General features: G+C 32.4%; 26 protein-coding genes and 1 tRNA gene. 12 read left to right on the top strand and 15 right to left on the bottom strand.

Annotation, left to right across the window (positions count from 1 at the left end; all coding sequences use genetic code 11):
* Position 1: 1 nt before the first annotated feature.
* Genes tsf through ispG form a run of 7 tightly spaced genes read left to right on the top strand, consistent with a single transcriptional unit; the run spans position 2 to position 5,758 of the window.
* Positions 2-589: a translation elongation factor Ts gene (gene tsf, locus K6343_01890; GenBank protein ID MEF3244724.1), complete on the top strand. Its 588-nt coding sequence runs from the start codon at positions 2-4 to the stop codon at positions 587-589.
* 2 nt (positions 590-591) lie between these two features.
* Positions 592-1,305, top strand: coding sequence for a UMP kinase (pyrH, locus tag K6343_01885; GenBank protein MEF3244723.1), 714 nt, complete (start codon positions 592-594; stop codon positions 1,303-1,305).
* Positions 1,306-1,307: 2 nt separating this feature from the next.
* Positions 1,308-1,877, top strand: a complete 570-nt coding sequence (frr, locus tag K6343_01880) for a ribosome recycling factor (GenBank protein MEF3244722.1) — start codon at positions 1,308-1,310, stop codon at positions 1,875-1,877.
* On the top strand, positions 1,877-2,566 hold the full coding sequence (locus K6343_01875) for an isoprenyl transferase (protein ID MEF3244721.1): 690 nt from the start codon (positions 1,877-1,879) through the stop codon (positions 2,564-2,566). The genes frr and K6343_01875 overlap by 1 nt, the downstream gene beginning before the upstream one ends.
* On the top strand, positions 2,567-3,697 hold the full coding sequence (locus tag K6343_01870) for a hypothetical protein (GenBank protein ID MEF3244720.1): 1,131 nt from the start codon (positions 2,567-2,569) through the stop codon (positions 3,695-3,697).
* Positions 3,698-3,704: 7 nt separating this feature from the next.
* Positions 3,705-4,724: an RIP metalloprotease RseP gene (gene rseP, locus K6343_01865; GenBank protein ID MEF3244719.1), complete on the top strand. Its 1,020-nt coding sequence runs from the start codon at positions 3,705-3,707 to the stop codon at positions 4,722-4,724.
* The gene (gene ispG / locus K6343_01860; GenBank protein MEF3244718.1) at positions 4,721-5,758 is read left to right on the top strand and encodes a flavodoxin-dependent (E)-4-hydroxy-3-methylbut-2-enyl-diphosphate synthase; all 1,038 of its coding nucleotides are present in this window, start codon (positions 4,721-4,723) and stop codon (positions 5,756-5,758) included. Before rseP ends, ispG begins: the two co-directional genes overlap by 4 nt.
* Positions 5,759-5,760: 2 nt before the next feature.
* Here the strand turns inward: ispG and K6343_01855 are convergent, their stop codons facing one another.
* A complete protein-coding gene (locus K6343_01855; GenBank protein MEF3244717.1) occupies positions 5,761-6,840 on the bottom strand; it encodes a DNA double-strand break repair nuclease NurA in 1,080 nt (359 codons plus the stop codon).
* A 99-nt stretch (positions 6,841-6,939) separates the two neighbouring features.
* Here K6343_01855 and K6343_01850 point away from each other — a divergent pair, with 99 nt between their 5' ends.
* The 4 genes from K6343_01850 (at position 6,940) to folE2 (ending at position 9,422) form a co-directional block, all read left to right on the top strand.
* A complete protein-coding gene (locus K6343_01850) occupies positions 6,940-8,148 on the top strand; it encodes a DUF401 family protein (GenBank protein MEF3244716.1) in 1,209 nt (402 codons plus the stop codon).
* 40 nt (positions 8,149-8,188) lie between these two features.
* Positions 8,189-8,279 (top strand) — tRNA-Ser (locus tag K6343_01845).
* 10 nt (positions 8,280-8,289) lie between these two features.
* Complete coding sequence (queD, locus tag K6343_01840; GenBank protein MEF3244715.1) at positions 8,290-8,643, top strand: 6-carboxytetrahydropterin synthase QueD; 354 nt, start codon at positions 8,290-8,292, stop codon at positions 8,641-8,643.
* Positions 8,640-9,422, top strand: coding sequence for a GTP cyclohydrolase FolE2 (folE2, locus tag K6343_01835; protein ID MEF3244714.1), 783 nt, complete (start codon positions 8,640-8,642; stop codon positions 9,420-9,422). The genes queD and folE2 overlap by 4 nt, the downstream gene beginning before the upstream one ends.
* Here folE2 and K6343_01830 read toward each other — a convergent pair.
* The 13 genes from K6343_01830 to K6343_01770 are packed head-to-tail and all read right to left on the bottom strand — an operon-like array spanning position 9,408 to position 21,963.
* The gene (locus K6343_01830) at positions 9,408-9,983 is read right to left on the bottom strand and encodes a DUF1461 domain-containing protein (GenBank protein ID MEF3244713.1); all 576 of its coding nucleotides are present in this window, start codon (positions 9,981-9,983) and stop codon (positions 9,408-9,410) included. The two genes, folE2 and K6343_01830, sit on opposite strands and share 15 nt — an antisense overlap.
* Positions 9,980-12,220, bottom strand: coding sequence for a DEAD/DEAH box helicase (locus tag K6343_01825; protein MEF3244712.1), 2,241 nt, complete (start codon positions 12,218-12,220; stop codon positions 9,980-9,982). The genes K6343_01830 and K6343_01825 overlap by 4 nt, the downstream gene beginning before the upstream one ends.
* Entirely contained in the window at positions 12,220-12,981 is a 762-nt protein-coding gene (gene tpiA, locus K6343_01820) for a triose-phosphate isomerase (GenBank protein ID MEF3244711.1), read from the bottom strand. Before tpiA ends, K6343_01825 begins: the two co-directional genes overlap by 1 nt.
* 2 nt (positions 12,982-12,983) lie before the next feature.
* Complete coding sequence (cdd, locus tag K6343_01815; GenBank protein MEF3244710.1) at positions 12,984-13,385, bottom strand: cytidine deaminase; 402 nt, start codon at positions 13,383-13,385, stop codon at positions 12,984-12,986.
* A 2-nt stretch (positions 13,386-13,387) separates the two neighbouring features.
* A complete protein-coding gene (locus K6343_01810; GenBank protein MEF3244709.1) occupies positions 13,388-14,665 on the bottom strand; it encodes a hemolysin family protein in 1,278 nt (425 codons plus the stop codon).
* Positions 14,653-15,120, bottom strand: a complete 468-nt coding sequence (gene ybeY, locus K6343_01805) for an rRNA maturation RNase YbeY (protein ID MEF3244708.1) — start codon at positions 15,118-15,120, stop codon at positions 14,653-14,655. Before ybeY ends, K6343_01810 begins: the two co-directional genes overlap by 13 nt.
* Positions 15,104-17,158 (bottom strand): HDIG domain-containing protein, encoded by a 2,055-nt coding sequence (locus K6343_01800; protein MEF3244707.1) that lies wholly within the window; start codon positions 17,156-17,158, stop codon positions 15,104-15,106. Before K6343_01800 ends, ybeY begins: the two co-directional genes overlap by 17 nt.
* Positions 17,127-18,098 (bottom strand): PhoH family protein, encoded by a 972-nt coding sequence (locus K6343_01795; GenBank protein MEF3244706.1) that lies wholly within the window; start codon positions 18,096-18,098, stop codon positions 17,127-17,129. Before K6343_01795 ends, K6343_01800 begins: the two co-directional genes overlap by 32 nt.
* A gap of 33 nt (positions 18,099-18,131) precedes the next feature.
* A complete protein-coding gene (locus K6343_01790) occupies positions 18,132-19,145 on the bottom strand; it encodes an Mrp/NBP35 family ATP-binding protein (protein MEF3244705.1) in 1,014 nt (337 codons plus the stop codon).
* On the bottom strand, positions 19,117-19,554 hold the full coding sequence (locus tag K6343_01785) for an Rrf2 family transcriptional regulator (GenBank protein ID MEF3244704.1): 438 nt from the start codon (positions 19,552-19,554) through the stop codon (positions 19,117-19,119). The genes K6343_01790 and K6343_01785 overlap by 29 nt, the downstream gene beginning before the upstream one ends.
* A 57-nt stretch (positions 19,555-19,611) precedes the next feature.
* Positions 19,612-20,349, bottom strand: a complete 738-nt coding sequence (locus K6343_01780; GenBank protein ID MEF3244703.1) for a class I SAM-dependent methyltransferase — start codon at positions 20,347-20,349, stop codon at positions 19,612-19,614.
* The gene (locus K6343_01775; protein ID MEF3244702.1) at positions 20,336-21,238 is read right to left on the bottom strand and encodes a pseudouridine-5'-phosphate glycosidase; all 903 of its coding nucleotides are present in this window, start codon (positions 21,236-21,238) and stop codon (positions 20,336-20,338) included. Before K6343_01775 ends, K6343_01780 begins: the two co-directional genes overlap by 14 nt.
* Positions 21,235-21,963 carry a nucleoside phosphorylase gene (locus K6343_01770; protein ID MEF3244701.1) on the bottom strand — a complete coding sequence of 243 codons (729 nt, stop codon included), beginning with the start codon at positions 21,961-21,963 and terminating at the stop codon, positions 21,235-21,237. Before K6343_01770 ends, K6343_01775 begins: the two co-directional genes overlap by 4 nt.
* 71 nt (positions 21,964-22,034) lie before the next feature.
* Between K6343_01770 and pepT the strand changes: the two genes are divergently transcribed.
* A complete protein-coding gene (gene pepT / locus K6343_01765) occupies positions 22,035-23,255 on the top strand; it encodes a peptidase T (GenBank protein MEF3244700.1) in 1,221 nt (406 codons plus the stop codon).
* Between the two features lie 10 nt (positions 23,256-23,265).
* On the opposite strand, the gene K6343_01760 is transcribed toward pepT, so the two are convergent.
* The coding region (locus K6343_01760; GenBank protein ID MEF3244699.1) for a sigma-70 family RNA polymerase sigma factor at positions 23,266-23,618 on the bottom strand (353 nt) is incomplete at its 5' end.

Raw genomic sequence — 23,618 nt, 5'->3', positions numbered from 1 at the left:
TATGAGTATAGATTTAATTAAAGAACTTAGAGCAAGAACAGGAGCCGGTATTGCCGATTGCAAGAAGGCACTTGAAGAATCAAATCAAGATATTGAGAAGGCTATTGAAATTTTAAGAGTAAAAGGTCTTGCAAAAGCGGTTAAGAAATCTGGCAGGATAACCAATGAAGGAATAATAGTTAGTTATATCCATCCAGGTGCACAGCTTGGTGTGTTGGTTGAAGTTAATAGTGAAACTGATTTTGTTGCAAGAACTGAAGAGTTTAAACAGTTGGCAGATGATATCGCTCTTCAAATTGCCGCATCTTCTCCTGAATTTGTCTCAAGAGAAGATGTTCCACAAGAAGTGATTGAAAAAGAAAAAGAAATTTATAGAAAACAGCTCGAAGAAGAAGGAAAACCTGCAAATGTTATCGAAAAAATTATAGAAGGCAAAATTGAAAACTTCTTTAAAGAGCGCTGTTTGCTTGAGCAGGAGTATTTAAAAGATGAGAGTAAAACAATTGAAGACCTGATTAAAGAGTACATCGCAAAATTTGGTGAAAATATTACCGTAAGAAGATTTGTTAGGTTTAAGGTAGGTGCTTGATCTTGCAACCATATAAAAGGATAATTCTCAAACTAAGTGGTGAAGCTTTAGAGGATGAAGACGGAAAAGGTATAAGTAACTCTACTTTGAACAATCTTGCATTCCAAATTAAAGAGCTTTTTTTGTCTGGAATAGAAGTTGGTATTGTAATAGGTGGTGGAAATATCTTAAGAGGAGCAGAGGCAGAAAAACTTGGTATAGACAGAGCAACTGGCGATTATATGGGAATGCTTGCAACGATCATTAACGCTCTTGCTATCCAAAACTCCTTGTTAAAACTCGGTGTTGATGCAAGAGTTATGTCGTCATTCACTATCCCAGAAGTAGCAGAACCATATATCCTTGCAAAGGCCCAGGCTCATTTCTTAAAGAAACGTATAATAATATTTGCAGGAGGAACTGGCCTCCCATTTTTCACTACTGATACAACAGCAGCCCTTAGAGCATTAGAACTAAAAGCAGATGCACTATTTAAAGCAACTAAAGTTGATGCAATTTATTCAGATGATCCAATGAAAAATGCAAATGCTATTAGGTATGAGACGATTACTTATACAGAATTCTTGTTGAAAGATTTGAAGGTAATGGATGCAACTGCAGTTTCTTTATGTAGAGATTTTAAACTTCCTATCATACTTTTCAGCATAAAAGGGGAAAATATGCTTTTGAAAGCCGTACTAGAAGGTAAAGTAGGGACAATAATTAAGGAGGATTGATTATGAATTTTGAGGTAGAGAAAAACATTTATAAAGAAGTAGAAGAAAAGATGAAGAAGGCTCTTGAGGTAATGGAAAAAGAGTTTGCAAAGATTATGGTTACACGAATTACACCCGAAATTTTAGACCCTGTTAAAGTAGAAGCTTATGGAACTCTAATGCCCTTGAAGCAAGTTGCAACTATCTCTTCGCCAAAGCCAAGAGTTTTATCCGTTGAGCCGTGGGATAAGTCTCTTTTGAAAGAAATTGAGAGGGCGATTCTAAAAGCTAACCTTGGTGTTACACCTCAAAACGACGGAAGTGTTATTGTTCTTCCTTTTCCAAAATTAACTGAAGAAGAAAGGCAAAAATTTGTAGTACAGGTAAAAAAGCTTGCTGAAGAATTTAGAGAAGAGATAAGAGCAATCCGAAGGGATGAAATTGAAAAAGTAAAGACGCTTGAGAAGAATAAAGAAATTTCAGAAGACGATAAGTTTAGAATGCAAGAAAAAATTCAGCAGCTTACTGAGAAATACATAAAGTTAATTGATGAAAGATTAGAGAAAAAGGAAAAGGAGATCTTAGAAATTTAATGGTTGAGTTTTCTTCCGTTCCTGTTCATGTTGCAATCATAATGGATGGGAACGGAAGATGGGCAAAAAATAAAGGACTTAAACGTATTGAAGGACACAGAGTTGGCGTAAAGGTCGTAAAAGAAATTGTAGAAGCTTCTCTTAAGATCGGAATCAAATTTCTTACTCTTTTTACCTTTTCTACAGAAAACTGGAAAAGAGGAGAAGAGGAAATAAACTTTTTATTTGAATTATTTGCTAATTCTGTAAAAGAATACATTCCAGAACTTAAAACAAACTCAATTAGGTTGAATGTTATAGGAAATTTAAACCAGTTACCAATTTTTTTAAGAAAAGCTATAGATTATGCTATAAAAGATACAGAAAATGGTGAAAAATTAACTTTAACTCTTGCAATAAATTACGGTGCTCGCCTTGAAATAGTCGAAGCAGCAAAGAAAGCAAAATCAACTGATATGGAAATTACTGAGGAGAGTTTTAAGAACTTTTTGTTTACAAAAGATCTTCCAGATCCTGACCTTATAATAAGGACAAGCGGGGAAATGCGGCTAAGTAATTTTTTACTTTATCAAGCTGCTTACTCTGAGCTATTTTTTACAAAAACCCTTTGGCCTGATTTCACAAAAGAAGAATTTCTTGAAATAATTACTGAATTTAATAAAAGAGAAAGAAGATTCGGTGGGGTATAATTGAAGAGAGTTTTTATTGTAGGTTCAACTGGCACGTTAGGAAGAAAAGCCGTAGATATTGCAATATCTCTTGGTTATAATATTGTAGGCATAAGTGGCTTCAAAAACTACGAGCTTTTAAATGAACAGGTTGAAAAAACCAAGGCAAACTTTGTCTTAGCAAGTTCCGATGTCTTAGAAAAATTAAAGGTTGGGGATTTTAAAAAATACCAAATAGAAGATCTTGATAAGATAATTTTGGAAGCTAAACCTAATATTGTGCTTTTTCTTGCATCTCATATTACTTCACTAAAGGCTATTAGCACTTGTATGGATAACAACATAAAAATAGGAATAGCAAATAAAGAGAGCATTATAGCAGGAGGAGAACTACTCTTTGATGGATATGAATTAGATAACAAGGTTTTACCGATTGATTCAGAAACTTCAGCAATATACCAAGCTCTTCTTGGAGAGGACCGAAAAAGCATCAAAAAAATCTATGTTACTGCTTCTGGAGGACCTTTCTTTGGAAGAAACAAAGAAGAACTTTCAAATGTTACTATTTCTGAGGTTTTGAAACACCCCAATTGGCAAATGGGAAAAAAAATTTCGGTTGATTCTGCTAATCTTGTTAACAAAGCTTTCGAAATTATAGAAACTCATTTTCTGTTTAATATTCCATACAAAAACATAACATCGATCATTCATAGAGAAAGTATCATTCATGCAATTGTCGAATTTATTGATAAGCAACTAAAAGCAGTTATTAGCGAAAGAGAGATGGATTTCCATATTCAATACGCTTTAACACATCCAGTAAGGCAGAACAATAATTTTAAAGAACTTGATTTCTTATCAATTAAAAACCTGACTTTCTTTGAAATTGATAGAGAATTATTTCCGCTTTTCGATTTTCTTTTGAACTACGCAATGTTAGGAGGTAGTTATCTACCAGCGATTGTTGCCTTCGATGAGATTTTAGTAGAGTCATTTCTTCTACAAAAAATATCGTTTTTTGAGATTGAGAAATTTTATATAGAATTAATGAATAGAGTTGAATTTAGAAAACTAAATTCAATTGAAGATGTTATTGATGAATACTACAAAGATATTGAGAAAGCGAAAGAATATCTGAGGTATAAGAGGTGATAAAAAAATGTTAACCGTAATATATGGTATTTTAATTATTTCATTCCTTGCTTTAGCTCACGAATTCGGTCACTTTGTTGCTGCGCGCTTATCAAAAATTCCCGTTGAGGAATTTGCAATTGGCTTCGGTAAGACTATTTTTAGCAAAAAATTTAAAGATGGTATGGTGTTTAAGATTGGCGTCTTACCCATCCTGGGATACGTAAAAATAAAAGGAATGGAAGATAATTTTGACGCAGAAGATGGATTCTACAACAGGAGTGCCTTGCAAAAAATTTTTACAATAAGTGCAGGACCATTGATGAATATCATCGTTGCAATACTTATTTTCTCTCTAGTATTTGCAACATTTGGAAATCCACTTTCACCGACAACGACCATTGCTTCCGTAGTGCAAGGAAGTCCTGCAGAAATTGCGGGGTTGAAGCAAGGAGATAAAATTTTAGAAATTAATGGAGTTAGTATTGACAGTTGGGAAGAATTAGTTCAAAAAGTTCAACAAAATAAAGATAGAACTGCTACATTTGTAATTGAGAGAAACGGAAATAAATTAACTTTCTCTATTGCTCCAAAATTTGAAAGCACGCAACAAAAGTGGATGATTGGTATTTCTCCTAGAGGAGAAAAGTACCCCGTTTATAGGTCAATTATAGAAGCCTTTAAATGGGCATTCGAAAGCCTTTTTTTAATGTTTAAATTCATTCCCCAACTCTTTACACGTGTAGGAATATCTTCGGTGTCGGGTCCAATAGGCATTATTGCAATGACTGGCACTGCAGCTTCTGGTGGTTTTCTAAGTCTTTTGTTTTTTGTTGCCTATATAAGTATAGCTTTAGCCTTTACAAATTTACTACCTGTTCCCCCACTTGACGGAAGCTGGCTTGTTTTAATTATTTTTGAAGCGATAACTCGGAAAAGAATCCCTGCAGAAAAAACATCAAGAATTCAAAGTATTGCTTTAATGATAATTCTCGGATTAATGTTCATTGTTAGTATTAATGATATTTTGAAGCTATTCAACAAATGAGAAACAAAAAATTAGTTAGAATAGGAGACCTCACTATAGGGGGTAATAACCCAATATATGTGCAATCAATGACAAAAACAGACACAAGAGATGTAAAATCTACAGTTGAGCAAATTCTTTTACTTGAGGATTACGGTTGTGAAATTGTTCGAGTTGCTGTAAAAGACAGAGAAGCAGCTTTAAAATTAAAAGAAATAAAGAAAATGATTCATATTCCTCTTGTTGCAGATATTCATTTTGATCCGCAACTTGCATTGTTGTCCATAGAAAATGGAGCAGACAAAATTAGGCTAAATCCTTCTAACATAATAAATGAAGAGTGGATTAAAAAGATTGCAACATCGTGTAAAGAACGTGGTATTCCTATAAGAGTGGGTTCAAATCTAGGTTCATTTAGAAATAGACCAAAGAATATTGTGGAGGCTCTTGTTAAAAGCGTTAAAAAGGAAATTGATATATTGCACGCTGTTGATTTTGATGATATAGTAATATCAGCAAAAACTTCTGACCCATTACTTACTATTGAAGTAAATAGAAAAATTGATGAAATGTTTGTTTACCCCATTCACCTTGGTGTAACAGAAGCTGGCCCCCTAAGAGAATCGCTTATTAAAAGCAGTGTGGGCGTAGGGATTCTTCTCCACGAAGGTATTGGAGATACACTTAGGATTTCAATAACTGGTGATCCAGTTGAAGAGGTAATTGCTGGGTTCGGTATATTAAAAACTCTAAAGTTGAGAAACTTTGGTTTAAACATAATTTCTTGTCCTATGTGTGGAAGAGCTGAGGTAGATATAGAAGAAATAGTAAGAAAACTTCAGAAAGACTTTATCAAAGCAAAAAAACCTATTAATGTTGCAGTGATGGGTTGTGTGGTAAATGGCCCTGGTGAAGCAAAGGATGCAGACATTGGTGTTGCTTGCGGAAAGAACTCAGGGGTGCTATTTAAAAAGGGAGAAATTGTTAAAACACTAATAGGAGAAGAAATTTATCCTGTATTAAAAAAAGAGGTAGAAGAAATATTGAATTCGTAATTTTAAATTCTCTTCCTAAGTTTTGATAGGAGCTTTTGATTAAAAATATTTTTATCTTTATAATTTTTAAAAATCAGGTTGTTGATAAAAGCTTTTATTTCGTCATTAATAACTGCTTCTTGATGGGCAAGTTGTAAAATTACAGGATAACCTGCCCCTTTTTTAACTTGGTCCAAAACGATTGTTGATAGTCTGTCTATTTCGTCTATTACAAATTCTGGAATTTCTACTCTTAAAACTTCGTATTCTGTTTTGAGAAAAAAGAAGTATATATTTTCACTGTAGTTTTTAAGTAAGTATTTATTTACCTTAAAAAGGCTTGATATTGAATTATTTTCTAAAACTTTATCCATGAGTTGAATATCAAAAATTGAATTTATTAAACTGCGGTATTTGACAAATTTCTCGAAATTATTCTCTTTTAGATAAAGTGATAGTGTATTGATAATTTCTTTAGACCTTGAACCACTAATGATTCCTGCAATAGGTATGTGTAGCGATTTTGCTTTAAGGATAAATTTTTCAAATTCAACAACATTGTTAGGATCGTATTTTAAAGGACTCATTAATCCCCATAAAATTAAGGAACCATCAAATAGAGCATAGTGAGGCTTATAGTCTTCAAGCTTTTTGCTTAGAAATTTACTTTCTTCTAACAACATTTTTATATTAATTTCCTCTTTTGTTAATAGTTTACCATCTTCTGAAAATATCTCCTGTGGTTTATAAAATAGTTTGAATTTTGAAGTTCTATCAAATGTTGGTTTTTCACCAAACTTTTCGAAAACAGAAGCTACGCTTATCCCAAAGAAAGGAAGGTAAATCTCCTCATTTACAGGAAAATTAGAACCATCCACTGCAAGAATTGAATAATCTAGGGGGGTTTTACGATTAATGGGCTTTTGTTTGAAGTTTCCTATAAATTCTGCATAGGAAGTATGGTTCATTTCTTTAGGAAAATGGTCTACCTTGTTTAAAGTTTCTTTTAAAAAAATTATAACTTTTTCGATTTCTTCTAAAATTTCGTTAAAATATTGGCTAAATTTTTCAAAAGATTTGTAGTCTTCGTTACTGAATTTCATACTTTATTTTAGCAAAAATATGAAAATATTAAATTTTAGAAACTCTTTAAATATAACGAAATCTTTGGATTTTCCTTTTATTATCAGTATAATTTTTAGATGAATAATTTATTATTACTTTTAGGTGTTATTGTTTTAATTGCGTTTCTAATAAGATTTAAGATTAGTGTCGCTATATCAGTTTTTATAGCTTCAATTTTTGTTGCGGTATTCAAAGGTATTATAAATCAATTTCCAAGACTTATTTTAGAAACAATCTCACAGATTGATACAATAAACATGATTTTAGTAATTATCATAGTTACCTACTTGGGTGAGCTACTTAAAGCTTCTCACTTTTTAGATGAAATCACTGAAAATTTTAAAAAGATACTCCCGGCAAAGGCTTTTATACCTTTATTACCTATGACAATAGGCCTTATTCCAATGCCAGGTGGTGCGCTTGTTTCTGCCCCAATGGTAGGAGATGGAGCAAGGGATTTATCCATAAAAGACGAGGAAAAAGCACTTCTTAACTTCTGGTTCAGACATGTTTGGGAACCCATTTCACCACTATACCCAGAATTTTTGCTTGGTGTTTCTACGTTAGGAGTTTCCATTATTGATGTTCTTAAAGTCCAATGGATAGTAAGTTTTGGCATGCTTATTAGCGGTATTGTCGTTATCACTCCACATATTAATAATTCTAGTAATGATATTGAAAAGATTAACGTCAAGATACTTTTATCGCTTTTAAAAATTTTTTCACCAATTATTGTTATATTTGCCTTTATTCTAATCTTTAAAGAGCTGCCGAGTTTTATTGCACTATTTGTAGGGCTTGTGTATGTAATTCTCCTTAAAAAGATAAACTTTAAAACTCTTGTAAAATCATTTATATACAAAAAAATCTTGGAATACGTTCTCTTAATATTCTCAATTTTTCTTTTAAGAGAAATCATAAATTACACGAGATTTGCACAAAGCGTATATAACGAGCTAACACTTCTTAATGTGCCTCAAGCTCTTATACTTTTTTTCTTACCACTTTCAATAGGTTTTCTAACAGGTGTTTCATCTGCATCGATTGGAATAACTTATCCGCTTTTAATGCCACTTCTTAAAACAAATGGTACCATAATTTCAAGTAATCTACTTATAGCTTACTATGGAGTTTGGACTGCGCTTCTTTTTACTCCAACTCACCTCTGCCTTTCTTTGAGTGTTGAATACTTTAAGGCTTCCTTTTACATTTTTTACAAAAAAATGCTTCCTGTTTTTTTGATACTAACGGTTTTTATAATTTTTTGGTGCATAGTGCTACTTTAAATATTGATTTTTATTGAAAATATGCTATTATTTTTAAAGTGGAGAGGTGACCGAGCGGCTTAAGGTGCACGCCTGGAGAGCGTGTGCGGGTTAAACGCCTGCCGTGGGTTCAAATCCCACCCTCTCCGCCAGGAGGACATTATGTTCTTATTATCAAGAGATTTCTATTTCGATGCAGCCCATAGAGTTATAGACTATAAAGGCAAATGTGAAAATCTACATGGACACACCTATAAGTTAACTGTTACCATAACAGGAGATCTTAAGGATGATGGAATGGTGATTGACTTTGCGCTCATAAAAAAAATTGTTGAAGAAGAAATCTTAAAGAAATTGGACCATCAAGATTTGAACAATTTATTTATCAATCCAACTACAGAAATTATTGCTAAGTGGATCTTCGATAAGTTAGATGAAGAATTCTCGAAAATAGGTTGTAAAATTAACGAAGTGACTCTTTATGAGGGACATAATAACAGGGTGACTATAAGATGAGAGACGTGCAAAGTGAAAAAGATTTTAGAAATATACCGTTAGAAAAGGTTGGAGTTTCAAAAATTCGATATCCTATAAGAGTGTTAGATAAAGAAAATGGTTTTCAACACACCGTTTCGGAGATAGACCTTTTTGTAGACCTTCCCAAAGACTATAGAGGCACTCATATGAGTCGCTTTATAGAAGTTCTCAATAAACACAGAACAAACATGTCTTTAAACACACTTGAGGAGATACTTAAAGATATTAAGACAAGTTTAAATGCCCAAATAGCACATATAAATGTAAGGTTTCCATACTTTATACTTAAAAAATCTCCAGTTTCTCAAAATGAAAGTTTCATGGAATACAATTGTGCCTTTATTGCTAGTTTAGAAGATAAATTTGATTTTACCTTGGAGGTTAAAACGCCAGTTCATTTACTTTGCCCATGTTCAAAAGAGATTTCTGATTATGGAGCTCATAACCAAAGGGCAATAGTTACTATTAGAACAAAAATGAACAAAATCGTGTGGATTGAGGATATCGTTTCCATTGCTGAAAATGCAGCAAGCGCACCACTTTTTGCATTGCTAAAAAGAGAAGATGAAAAATACATTACTGAAAAGGCTTATAATACCCCAAAATTTGTAGAAGACGTTGTCCGAGATGTTGCAATAGCGTTAGATTCCGACACAAGAGTTAACTATTACGAAATAGAGGTATTAAGTTTTGAAAGTATTCACAACCACAACGCTTATGCCTATTACCATAAGGATAAAACTCTAAATAATCATTAACAATACACTAAATAAAAGAGAAAGGATAATCCATAAAATTCCAAGCGACATGAATACCTGTTCAGGAAAAAGTTTTATAAGAAGGGTATTTGGATCTAAAAGCCAGTAGTTGTTCCTGAAGAGCATCTTGTGGAAGAGTGTAAATAGTAGATCAAAGTTGAGAAGTCCAAAAAATGAGACAACAGAAATCCCTATAAAAAAAGTAAAAACAATTTTTTTTCTTGTTGTTATATCTAAGGAGTTCCTGAAAAGTAAGAATACTACAAAAGAAACTACTAAAACCAAAAGTCCTAACAAGAAAAGGTTTTTGACATCAAACATATGGTAAATTTCAATTTTAGTTAAATCTTGTAGCGAAAGGTATTTTTGAAAATTAAAAAAGTATTTAACAATCGTATTTACAGTTTCTAAGTAGGAGGTTATACCTAAGTTTGATAACTCTCCTAATTTAAGTAGATTATATAAGACTGCAAAAATTGGCCTATTCAGTAATAAGATGAAATATAGGGGGAGAAGTAAGATAATTAAAAGCATTGCAATTACTGAAGCAACTTTTTTCATTTCAAGATTTTCCTTAAAAGAAGTATAGCACCGCTTTTACTCAAAGGTTTATTTTCGTTACCGCACTTTGGCGAAAATATACACGATGGACAACCATCCTTGCAAGGACAAGAAGATACACTTTTGTACGCAGCATTTAATAAATCGAACATTTTATCGTAGGCTTTTTCAGTAATTCCAATTCCACCTTCTATCCCATCATATAAGAATATTGTTGTGCCTTCAGTGTCTGGATGTTTTGGATGAGAAACACCACCCACATCATTTCTATCACATTGCACAATTAAGGGCATCATGGAAACAAGTGAATGTTCCATCGCATGTATTGATCCAAGTAAATCATCAATAAGCTTTACTTCATTTACAATTTCGTTAGGAATAATAAACCAAGCTGCCTTCGTTACAAAGTCTATTGAGGGAAGCTCTAATGGTTCTGTTCCAATTTTTTTATCAGTAAAAAACTCTTTCATTACAAATCCTCTTATAATTTCGTTTACCACTACCTCTCCAAAGTATATATCAAGATTCGTCTCTTTCTTATGTTTCAAAACTCTTCTAACCCAAATATTTTCAATAGCCAAAGAATCAGTATAATAATCAACCTTTTCCTTTTGAAGAAGCACAACTTTATTTTCAACATCTAATTTTTTAGAAACGTATGTTTCTCCCATATGCATATAGACAGCATTTGGAAAAACTTCTTCTAATGCTCTTTTAAGTGACATCTTTTCAATTTCTTTATTTGAGTCTAAGTCTATGAGTTTAATGTTTTCTTCTCCAACACCACGTATATTTACCTTATCTGCAATGGAGTATTTACTATTTGCAAAATACTTATCATTTCTTTTAACCAGTTCTCCTGAATCGTAAAGCTCTTTTAAGTAAGTTTGCAAATAATTTCCAAAATAATCTGAGTCAAGATTTTCCTTTATCGGAACTTCATATGCGGCACATAAAAGATGCGGTTTTAAAATATACGGGTTATCTAAATTTATATTTATACTATCAAATTTTTTGTTAACTAAATAATCTGGATCTTTTGTAAAATATTGATCAAGTGGGTTGCTGCTTGTAATAAAAACAGTTACTGAATCTTTATTCCTTCCTGACCGATTCGATTGTTGAAAAAGGCTTGAAAGTTTTCCAGGATATCCCACGATGACAGTTGCATCAAGTTCTCCTATATCTATACCAAGTTCAAGGGCATTCGTTGCAATTATGCATTTTATTTCACCATTTTTTACGCCTCTTTCTATTTTTCGCCTTTGTTCTTTTGAATATCCCGCCCTATAAGGTGAAATAGCGTATTCGTCATTTACCTCATCTTTTAGATATTTATAGAGAAGTTCAACTCCTTTACGGGACTTTTCAAAAACAATCACATGGTTTCCACTTTCAAGTAACGTTTTAGTAACCCACACGGCTTCTTTTATTATGTTTTTTCTAATGTTTAATTCTTTATCAATGAGTTTTGGATTAAAAATAATTATTAACTTTTTTGCTTGTGGATTCTTAGGACCATCTACTAATTTAAACCTTTCACCTATGAGCCTAAATGAAAATTCCTCAGGATTTTCTAATGTTGCAGATGAAATGACGAATTGCGGAAAACTACCGTAATTTGAGAGCACTCTCCTTAATCTTCTCATAATCATTGCAAAATGGGAGCCTAACACTCCTGAATAAAAATGAGCTTCATCAATTACCACGTATTTTAGGTTCGAAAAAAATCTGTCCCATTGGATATGGTTAGGTAAGATCCCCACATGTAAAATATCAGGATTTGCAAAAATAATCCTACTTTTTCTTCTTAGGGCTGCTTTTTCATCTCTCGCTACATCACCATCATAAGTGCCAATGGTAAAGTCAACAAGTTTTTCAAGCTTTTCAAATTGGTCGTGAGCAAGCGCTTTAGTTGGATATAGATATAGAGCTGTTGCATTTTTATTTCTAAATAGGGTATCTAAAATTGGGATATTAAAGGCAAGTGTTTTTCCTGAAGCAGTTGAAGAAGTTATTACAACATTATACCCATCCTGTAGTAGGTTAAAACTCTCTATCTGGTGTCTATAAAGATAATTAATGCCATCCTTTACTAATTTTTCTTTTAATGCAAAACTGAGGGAATCCGGCAATGGAAATTTTTCATAAGATTCACTTTGCAAATAAAAGGCCTTTACAATTTGCCCTGAATAATTTTCACTTGTTTTTAGATTTAGTAAAACTTTATCTAACACTATTTACTATTGGATTTTGCCTTTTTTAAAATATCAAACAAGTTTTTGAAATGCTCACAGTCAAGGCTTGCACCACCAACAAGTCCACCATCAACTTCAGGTTGAAGCGCAAGGCTTTCGAAGTTTTCTTTTTTAATACTTCCTCCGTAGAGTATTGAAACCTCTTTTCCTCTTTCTTGAAACTTTGCAAACAATAAATCCCTTATGAATATGTGCACTTCTACGGCTTGTTCTGGTGAGGCGTTTAGTCCTGTTCCAATTGCCCAAACTGGTTCGTAGGCAATTATAAAATTAGTTTCATAAACCGAAGAAAGTCCTTTGTTAATTTGCTCTTCTATGACCTTTTTAGTGCGGCCTTTTTCTCTATCTTCAATAGTTTCACCAACGCAGAGTATTGGAGTAATTCCGTAATTTAAAGCAGCTAATACCTTTTTGTTTATCAATTCATCATCTTCTTTAAAAATATGTCGTCTCTCAGAATGTCCTATAAGAACAAAACGAATTCCGAAATCTTTTAGCATGAGTGGTGAAACTTCACCAGTAAAAGCACCTTCTTCTTTGTAGAACATATTTTGTGCCCCAACAAAAATCTTAGAGTTAGAAAGAGCATTTTTTAAATAACCAAGATAGGGAAACGAGGGAAATATTGCAACTGTGGGATTTTCTTCCTGTATTTTGGGTTCCAGGCACTCACTGAACTTTATTGCTTCACTTAAGGTTTTGTTCATCTTCCAATTTGCAAAAAGATAATTTTTTTTCATATCTAACCTCCATTTTTGAGATTATCCTTAGTAAATGATAAAGGCAATAACTCTTTTAGGTTAGTCTCAATTATTTTGCCTTTATTATTAACTAGGACTATCTTAAGTTCGCTTGAAAATTCAGACATTACTTGCCTACAAATTCCGCAGGGGGGGCTTGGCTCGTTTGTATTTGTTGCAATGACAATGGTATCAAAATCTTTCTCTCCACTTGAAACCGCTTTAAAAATTGCCACACGTTCTGCACACACTGTTGCACCATAACTTGAATTTTCTATATTGCAACCAGTAAAAACCTTACCGCTTTTTGTAAGTAGCGCAGCACCAACTTTAAACTGGGAATACGGAACATAAGCAAAATCCATTGCGTTAAATGCCTCTTTAATCAGGTCCTCTAATTGCATAATTACTCACCTTCTTTCTTTTCCTTAAATATGGCTTTTATTTGTATAATTCTTCTATTTCCTACCTTACTAATAATAAATCTTATTTTATCAATGGTGATTTCCTCGCCTGGATTTGGCAGTCTACCAAGAGTTTCTAAAATAAGTCCACTAATAGTTGAGGCTTGTTCGTCACTTAACTGTGTTGAAAAAATTTCATTAAAGTCACTTATTGGAAGCGATCCACTTACAAGATATGCATTCTCTCCAATTTTTTGGATTGGTTTTTCTTCAGCTTCAAGCTCGTCTTGAATCTCACCGACTATTTCCTCAAGGATATCCTCTATGGTTACTATCCCTGCAAAGCCACCAAATTCATCAAATACTATTGCAAGGTGCATCTTATTTTTTTGCATCTCTTTAAAAAGCTCATCTAATCGTTTTGTTTCTGGCACAAAATATGGAGGCCTTAAAATCTTTCTTATATCAATCTGCTGTTTTTTAACTAAAAGTTTCATTATATCTTTTAGGTAGAGAATGCCAATAATGTTGTCTATCTTCTCTTCATAGACTGGGTATCTTGAATAACCACTTTTTGTTATTGTGTCAAGTATTTCATCCAAACTTGACTCAATATCTATTGCAACAACATCTACTCTTGGGGTCATTACCTCTTCAACAAGAGTGTCTCCAAATTCAAAAATTGAAAGTATCATTTTTTCTTCGTCTTTTTCTATAAAGCCTTCTTTTTGCACAGTTTCAATCATTGACATAAGTTCTTCCTCAGATTCAAAATACTTCCTATCTTTCTTTTCAATACCAAGAACCTTGAGAATCAATTGAACAATCTTTGTAAGTATAAAGGCAACTGGTTTTAATAGATAGTAAGGGATAATGAATATAGGAAATAGAAATTGGAGTATCTTTTCAGGAATTATACTTCCGATGTTTTTAGGCACAGTCTCTCCAAAAATAACTACTACAATTGTTGAAACTAATGTGCCTATGAGTAAAAACAAGTCTGTTGAAGAGTTTGTTAATGTTGCATATTGAATAGCAATCCTTGTAACTAAACCAGCAAAGAGGAAATTAACGAAATTATTAGTTATTACAATCACACTTATAAAAGATTCTGGATTTTTTTTGTGCTCAATAAGCCTGTTAAATATTTTGTTTTTCTTTGCAAGACTCTGTAATTTATGAAGATTTGCATTAAACATGGCTGATTCAAGGGTGGTAACAAGAGCAGAAATCAAAAGTAAAATTAATAGGATAATAAAGCTAATACTCACCGAGTCCAAATCTCAATCACCCTCCTTTTCGTTTTAGATAAAAAACTATCAAATATTTCCTCTTCAAGTTTTTCCATTTTTTTTCTATCGCTCTCCTCTATATGATCGTATCCTAAAATGTGCAACAATCCATGAATAATTAAAAATACAACATAGTCATTGAAGTTATTTCCTAATTTTTTAGCTTCATCTTTAGCTTTTTCGCATGAAATAACGATTTCTCCCTCTAAAATTTTATCTTCTTCATACTCCAAGACAAAAGACAAAACGTTTGTTGCTCTATTTATTTTTCTAAAAAGCGAGTTCAACTTTTTGATTTCCTTATTACCTACAAAAACAATGTCAACTTTCACTTTGCCATTGATTGGATGGAATCCTAATACATGTTTAATAAGAATTTTTATATTTGTCTTATTAATCAAATATTTCCTTGTTTTGTTAATAATTTCAACCTTTATGCTCATCTTGAGGATATTTCTCTCTTCTGTGATACAGAGACAATAAACTCCTAATAAAAGATTGCTTAATAATTTCTAGTTCTTTTAAGGTTATAGTTGATTCTGAAAGTTCGCCATCGTCAACTTTATCTTTTACAAGCCTTTCCACTAATTCTTCAATTGATCTAAGATCAATTTCTCCATTTTCTAAACTTTTTGAAGCTGCCTCAATTGAATCTGCAAGAGCAACAATAGCAGTTTCTTTTGTGTCAGGCTTAGGACCAGGGTATCTAAAGCTATCTTCACTTGCGTTAGGATCTGTTTCTTTAGCTTTATGATAAAAATATGAGATTATACTTGTTCCATGGTGAGTTTTGATGAAATTAATAATATCGTCAGGAAGTCTATTACTTTTTCCAAGTTCTACTCCATCTTTCACATGATTAATTATAATTACTTTACTCAAATTTGGTGAGATTGTATTGTGAATATTAGGTAAATTTACCTGATTTTCTGTAAAGTAGTATGGATAAAGCATCTTACCAATATCATGGTATAAGGCTCCTGTTCTCGTAAGTAAAGAATTAGCACCTATTTCTTCAGCTGCTTTTGAGGCGATTGCCGCAACCATTAGAGAATGGGAAAAAGTGCCTGGTGCAATATTAGACATTTCCTTTAAAAGTGGTGCGTTTAAATCGCTAAGCTCAATAAGTCTTAAAAATGCCGCTTCATTAAATATATATTCTATTACATAAGATAAAACCATTGCAACTGGAGCAGTTAATGCAAACATAAAAATAACATAAAGTGCATTATTCAATACAAGTTGAAGATCAATTTTAAACGAAAGATTTATTAGCAAAACTACTAAAAACACAAAAAGACTTGCAAAAAGATCAATTAATAAATATTGGGAAATTTTCTTTTCCTTTTCTTCAAACAATGCTATCAGTATAGAAATAACAAGGTAGAGTAAAAGTATCAGATTAAAAACATTTATATTGTTTACAATAAGAAGTGTAAAAGAAAGTATTATTAAGGTTGTTTCTTTGATGTCAAAAAACTCGATTACAAGAAGTGCAACAAGCGGCAAGGGAATCAAATACAAAGAAATCTGAGAAAGATAAAAGCTTAGTAATGATATTGGTAGAATAATTGTAAAAATTTCTATAAGTTTTGTTAACTTTTTTTTCTTTTTTGAAACAGCCAAATATATAAGAGTTGATTCAAGTAAAGAAAGTAAAACTAATATAAATACATCAACGAAGGAAAAGTTCTTAAAAAGTCCAAGAGTTTGCAGGAGTTTAATATCATCTTCCGTTATTATTTTGCCCTTTTCTATTATTTTACTTCCCTCAGGAATTACTACCTGAACTGGTTTTGTTTTTTTTAAGGCTTCTTCCATTGCCATATTTGTTGCATTAACATCAATAACTAAATTAGGTTTTATATATCTGTTTACAACATAATTAGTTATTACTTTCTCATCATCATTAAAGGCTAAAAACTGTGTGCCTTTGTGGATATCTGAAATCACATCCTTTATGTTTTCTTCTCTTATTCCAATTTTATAAAAATTGTTAAGTTCATTAATTATGAAATTTTTGATTTTAGTCAGCTGCGTTTGGTTGAATTTAGCAAGTATTTTTGCATAAGTATCGCTAACTTCAAGAGTTTCATTTATTTGGATTACTTTTTCCTCAAGACTTATTGTTCTACTCGTAATACCCATCACTTTATTAAAGAAATCTTCTATGCTATTAATTACCTCTAGCTCTGTTTTAGTATTCAAGGTATAGAGAGGAGAAATACTTTTTTTAACTTCTTCCTTTTTCTGTTCTGTCTTCTCCTGATCAACATAGACATATGAAGTAGAGGCAACTATATCATAGGGAGCTTGCTCCCCGACTTTAATACTCACTTGATTCCTAATGGAAAGGAAATAAAGAATAAAAGAAAAAACTAAAAATAAGATGAAAATCAAAAGGAAAAGTATAACATTCTCTTTTTCAAATTTTGGAGTGAAAAGAGAATTAAGTTTTTCTATTACCCTTTTTGGTTTCATAGTTATCATAAGCATCAATAATTCTTTGGACTAGATTATGCCTTACAATATCAGAACTATTTAGATAAATAACTGAGATATCTTTGATATCATGAAGGACTTCAATAGCTATTTCTAATCCATTTTTGCCTTGACTGGCAAGTAAATCGCTTTGGGTAAGGTCACCAGTTATGACCATTTTTGAACCATTGCCAAGTCTTGTAAGGAACATCTTCATCTGTGATGATGTTGTATTCTGGGCTTCATCAAGTATAATAAAAGCATCGTTTAAAGTTCGTCCTCTCATAAAGGCAAGTGGAGCAACTTCAATAGTTTTATTATTCAATAATCTTTGAGTTTTTTCCTGCCCTAAAAACTCAAAGAGAGCATCATAAATTGGCCTAAAGTAAGGATCAACTTTTTGTTGAATATCACCAGGAAGATAACCAATCTTTTCGCCAACCTCAACTACAGGTCGTGTTAAAATTATTCTTTCAACCATATTTAACAATAAAAATTTTACCGCAATAGCAACTGATAAGTATGTTTTTCCTGTGCCTGCGGGTCCTATTACAATTGTAATATCTTTTTTGAATACACTCTCGACAAATTGCTTCTGGCCAATTGTTTGTGGTGAAATACCTCTACCTTTAATATCTTCAATAATTTGCAACTCTTTAAGTTCTTTTAAAGATTTAGGCTGATGCACTTTTGCTGCATAGACGATGTCTCTTACTGAAAAAGGCTGTTTTTCTTTAATAAGTTTTTCAATTTCTTCTATAATTTTTTCGGCTTCTTTTACTTTCTCCTTGTCTCCTTTTATTAATATTTTCTCATCTCTTAGGTAAATTTTCACTCCAAGTTCTTTCTCTATCGCTTTAAAATTTTCATTAAGAATACCGCTAATCCTAAAGAAATTCTTAGGATTAGTTAGCTCTACAACACTTAAGTTTTCTTCCATTACATATAAAGGATACCAAAATTTTAAATATTATCAAGATTCTAACAAAGTTAATTGTTCAATGAGCTTCTTTGCTATTTCTTGAAAGGCTAACTTTACCTCTGAGTTTCCTTTCAAAAATAATGAGGGAATTCCTAAATCTCCACCTTCCCTTACTTGTGTTTCCAATGGAACTTTCCCTAGAAAACTAACGTTACTATTCAAAGCAAGTTTTTCTCCTCCGCCAGCACCAAAAATTTCTGTTTTAGCGCCGCAGTGAGGACAAACAAAATACGACATATTTTCAATAACACCTAAAATTTGAATATTCATTTGTTTAAACATATTTAACGCCCTTGAAGCATCAAGCAGTGAAACTTCTTGTGGAGTAGTAACTATAATCCCGTATTTTGTAGGTAAGCTTTGAGCAATGGTAAGAGCAACATCTCCAGTTCCAGGAGGTAAATCAATTAAAAGAAAATCAAGTTCGCCCCATTCAACGTCTTCATAGAGTTGTTCAATTGCTTTTGTGACAAGAGGACCTCTCCATATTACTGGCGTATCACTACTTTCAAGAAGTAAACCAACAGATATTAGTTTTATCCCAAATTTTTCAATTGGAATCAACTTTTTATTTTCGTTTACTTTCGGTAAAGAATCTACACCAAACATCTTCGGGATATTTGGACCGTAGACGTCCGCATCAAGAACTCCAACTCTATTACCAAGTTGACCTAAAGAAACGGCAAGGTTTGTCGTAACTGTCGATTTTCCAACGCCCCCTTTTCCAGAAGCAATAGCAATAATTCTTTTAATATTCGGCAAACTTTTAAAAACTATATCAATATCAACAACTTCAGCACCTAATTGCATAACTCTTTTTGTAATAACTGCCTTAAGCTCTTCTATTATACTATCTTCAAGTTTTGGCAATCTTAAAGTAATGTTAACCTTGTTTCCTATCACTTCTACACTATCGATACTACCAACATTTAAAAGTAATTTCTTTAAGGAAGGAACAAAAGTTGTTTTAAGAACATCAATTACTTGTGTCTGAATAATTGGCATAAAAATCTCTCCTTTCAACTAAATCTTTTAGAGTGATATTTTCTAATAAATGGTCAATTTCGCTTTTTAAAAATAGTAATGAATTAAAGGAAATACATTCCTGTGGCTTACATTTTCCTCCTTTTTTACTATACACGCATTTAATTTCAATACTTTGTCTATTAACTGCATTTATAATATCTTTTAAAGTAATCTTTGAAGGGTCTTTACTTAATTGGTAGCCACCGTTTCTTCCTTTTTCGCTAACTAAAATACCTTTTTCTCGTAATTTTGCACAAATTCTTAAAATATATGGAAAAGAAACATTGTTATTGTGTGCAATTTCATGCACAGTAGCCCGATGACCTTTTTTTAAAGAAAGATAAAGAAGGACTTTTATAGCATAGTCTTCTAATGTCGTTAATATCATTTTCTATTTCCAAAATATTACCTTACTAGTAATAGTATACAAAATAAACTAAAAAAATCAAGACTTCTTCTCACCAATGAGAATAATTCTATCTGAATCGATATTAAATGGTTTGCCTTCAAAATCACTAAAATATTGGAAATTTGAAAAACCATTATTTTTCAATATGTAAATTAGTTCTGAAAGTGAATATATCCTTATATGTCTTAGGTAATCTTTTCTAAAGTTTGGTCCAATAATAAATCGGTGTGTTGAAACAACTGAAGTTACTGGATTATACTTTCTTCTTTCGAGTATAAATATGTTATCTTCCTTTTCTTTAAAGGTTTCCCTAATAAAGAATTTTAGAATGTAATCTTTATTTTCTACGTCAATGATCAGCTTTCCGTTTCTTTTTAGAGCAGTAAAAAATTTTTTTAGAATTAAATCATTTGTATCATCATCAAAATACCCAAAGGATGACCACAAACTCACAATACCATCAAATTTATCGTTAAAGTTGAGTTCTCTTAAATCCATTGTAATAAAATCAACATTCAAAACGTTTTCCTTTAAAGCATTCTCTTTTGCCAATTTAATGTAATTTTCATTAAAATCAATCCCTAAAATATTAAACCCCAATCTACCTAATTCAATTGAATGTCTTCCTATTCCACAGCCGGCATCAAGTAGATAATCTTGAACATTAAAGAATTTTTGAATAAACTCAGCCTGTTTTCTTGTCCTTTCTTTATCTTGGTTAAGCAGGAAATACTTTAAATATAAGTCATCGAAGTATTCTTTAGTCCAATCCATTATTCACTAACTCTTTTGCAATAAGTGTCCCAACTTTTGCATTATTTTTTATTAATGCAATATTTGCCTCTAGTGATTCTCCATGACTGATTTCATGGATTCTCGAAAGCAAGAAAGGTGTTACTTGTTTCCCATGGATATTATTCTTTTTTAATTCTGAAAGTGCTTCTTCAATCCATTTTTCCATTGTTTTAAAAGGGATTTCATACTCTTGTGGTATAGGATTTGCAACTAATACTGCTCCTTGCATACCTAATTTTAGTTTCTCCTTAAAGATATGCGAAACTATTTTTTCATCAACCTCAGGTATTTCAAATCCACTTGATCTACTGTAAAAAGTAGGAAATTCATTTGTCTTGTATCCTACCACAAGAATGCCTTTTGTTTCCAGATACTCAAATGTTTTTTGAACGTCAAGAATTGATTTTACGCCACTTGATACAATAACAATGTTACGAACTGCAAGTTCCTCTAAATCCCTTGAAATATCAAAATTCTCGAAGACTTCTCTATGAACACCGCCTAAGCCACCTGTTACAAAAACTTTTATTTTTGCAAGTTCTGCAAGAAAAGAAGTAGCAGAAACAGTAGTTCCCCCAGAAAGTCTTTTTGCAATAGCTAAAGGTATTTCTCTTGTAGAGATTTTAACGACCTGTTTGCTTTTGGCAAGGAGTTCAATTTCTTCATGCGTTAAGCCGATGATTACATTCCCATCAAAAATACCGATTGTTGCAGGAACTCCTCCATTTTCTCTTACTACATTTTCAACTTCAATTGCCGTTTTAACATTTTCAGGATAGGGCATACCATGAGTAATAATGGTGCTTTCTAAGGCAACTACTGGTCTATTATGTGAAATTGCTTCTGAAATATCTTCTCTAACTCTCATAGTTTACCTTCTTCTGAGTAAGCATAAAGAGTCTCAAGAGCAATCTTAATGGAATCGTTTTCTGCTCCAGCAAAGAGTGTTTCATGCCCTGCTGGTTTTATGGTTTTAAGAGTTACATTCCCATCTAAAGCAAATATTGCAGCAGCTTTTACACCTCTATACTGCGAAACAATAAAAACGCAACCGCTTTCCATTTCTATAGCTTTAACATTAGCATTGACAAATTTTTTAATCTCCTCTTCAGAATATGGAATATAGAAAGCATCTTCCGAAATAACTACCCCGTAACTAATGTTATTTCTAATTTGTCTTGCTACCGTAAGCATCTTCATCGTCAAATCAAAATCAGAAACTGCAGGAAAAGTTGGTCTAAGATAATTAGGAGTTGTTCCATCATCTCTAATGCTTGCTGTTGCAATTACTATGTCTCCAACATTTAACTTAGGGTCTATTCCACCTGCGGAGCCAACTCTAATGAAAACTTTTCCACCCAAGTTTATCAACTCCTCAAGAACAATGGCAGTTGATGGTGCACCCATTCCAGTTGTTGCAACAGTGAGGCTTTTTCCTTTATAAAATCCAGTATAAACATAGAGTAGTCTATATTTATTTACTAATTTTACTTCATCTAACATTTTGGAAATTTTTTCTGCTCGTTCGGGATTACCAACCAACAATACATAAGGTGCAATATCTTTTTCTTCACATTTAATATGGAATTGCATTTTTATACCTCCTGTAAAAATCGTAATAATATATTATAAGACATTTGCTATAATTTTGTAGAGGTGAAAAAATGGAGAAAATGGTTGAAAGATTCATTAAGTATGTAAAAGTAAACACTCAATCTAAGGAAGATTCTGAAACTTTCCCTAGCACTAGCAATCAACTAATTTTAGCTAACATGGTTGCTTCCGATCTTAAAGAAATTGGATTAAATCCTTACGTAAGCGAGTTTGGATATGTATATGCGCTTATTCCGAAAAATGTGCAAGGAGATTTTCCATCTGTTGGTTTTCTTGCACATTTAGATACATCGCCAGAAGTCTCTTCAGAATCAATATCACCTAAAATTATTCGCAACTATAATGGAGAAGATATAGAACTAAACGAAGAAGAACACATTATTTTATCGCCCACTAAATTTCCTCATTTAAAGGAATACATAGGTCACGACCTTATAGTAACAAATGGAAAAACCTTACTTGGAGCAGATGATAAAGCAGGGGTTGTAGAGATTATTGAAGCCATAGACGAAGTGCTACATTCTAATGTTAAGCATGGGGATATTTACATTTGTTTTACCCCAGATGAAGAAATTGGAAGAGGGGTAGACAAAATTGATCTTGAACGTTTTAAACCTAATTTTGCTTTTACTTTAGATGGTGAAGGATTGGGAGTTTTTGAGTTTGAAAACTTTAATGCAGCTTCTCTAAAATACACAATAAATGGTATTAATACACATCCAGGGAGTGCAAAAAACGCAATGAAAAATTCAATAAAAATCGCAACGGAAGTGATTTCACTTTTCCCACAGTTAGAAAGTCCTGAGGCTACAACAAATTACGAGGGATTCTTTCATTTTTACGAAATAGAAGGAAGTGTTGAAAAAACTAAGATTAAAGCAATCATAAGAGACCATGATAGAAATAGATTTGCAAGAAGAAAGATACTTGCAGAAAATATCGCAAACTTTATAAATGATAAGTACGGCGAAGGAACAATAAAAATTGATCTACATGACCAGTATTATAACATGAGAGAAGTTATTGAAAAGCACCCAGAAATTTTAGAAATTACAAAGAAAGCATTTGAAAAAGTTGAGGTAGAGTTTAAAACGAGACCAATAAGAGGTGGAACCGATGGAGCTCGCCTTACATACATGGGGATACCTACCCCAAATATTTTCTCGGGTGGTTCCAATTACCACAGTGTTTATGAGTTTGCTTCAGTTCAAGCAATGGAAAAGTCAAGAGATGTTATTAAACAAATTATAAGATTGATTGTAGAAAACTAAACACTACTAACTATTCATCATCTTCTAAATTTTCCTCAGAATAGTTAAGCACGCCCTCTTCGCTTTCTAATTCCCTTATATACTGTTGTAGTTTCCTTTTGGCTTTTGCCTCAACTTGTCTAATCCTTTCTCGGGTTACACCGAATATTGTTCCTACTTCTTCCAATGTATGAGGATATTCACCATCGAGTCCCATTCGGTATTTTAGGATTTCTTTTTCTCTGGGAGTAAGTTTATCAAGGACTTTTTCAATCTGCTCTTTATAGTATTGATTAAGGCTTTCTCCTTCCGGAGTCATGTGTCTATTATCTTCAATGAAGTTCTCAAGCCTACTCTCCTCCTCATCGCCAACAGGCATTTCCA

The sequence above is a fragment of the Caldisericaceae bacterium genome (genome assembly GCA_036574215.1).
Taxonomy (GTDB): Bacteria; Caldisericota; Caldisericia; order Caldisericales; family Caldisericaceae; genus Caldisericum.
Note: the sequence above shows the minus strand (reverse complement) of the source record. Positions and strands in the feature narration are given on the sequence as shown.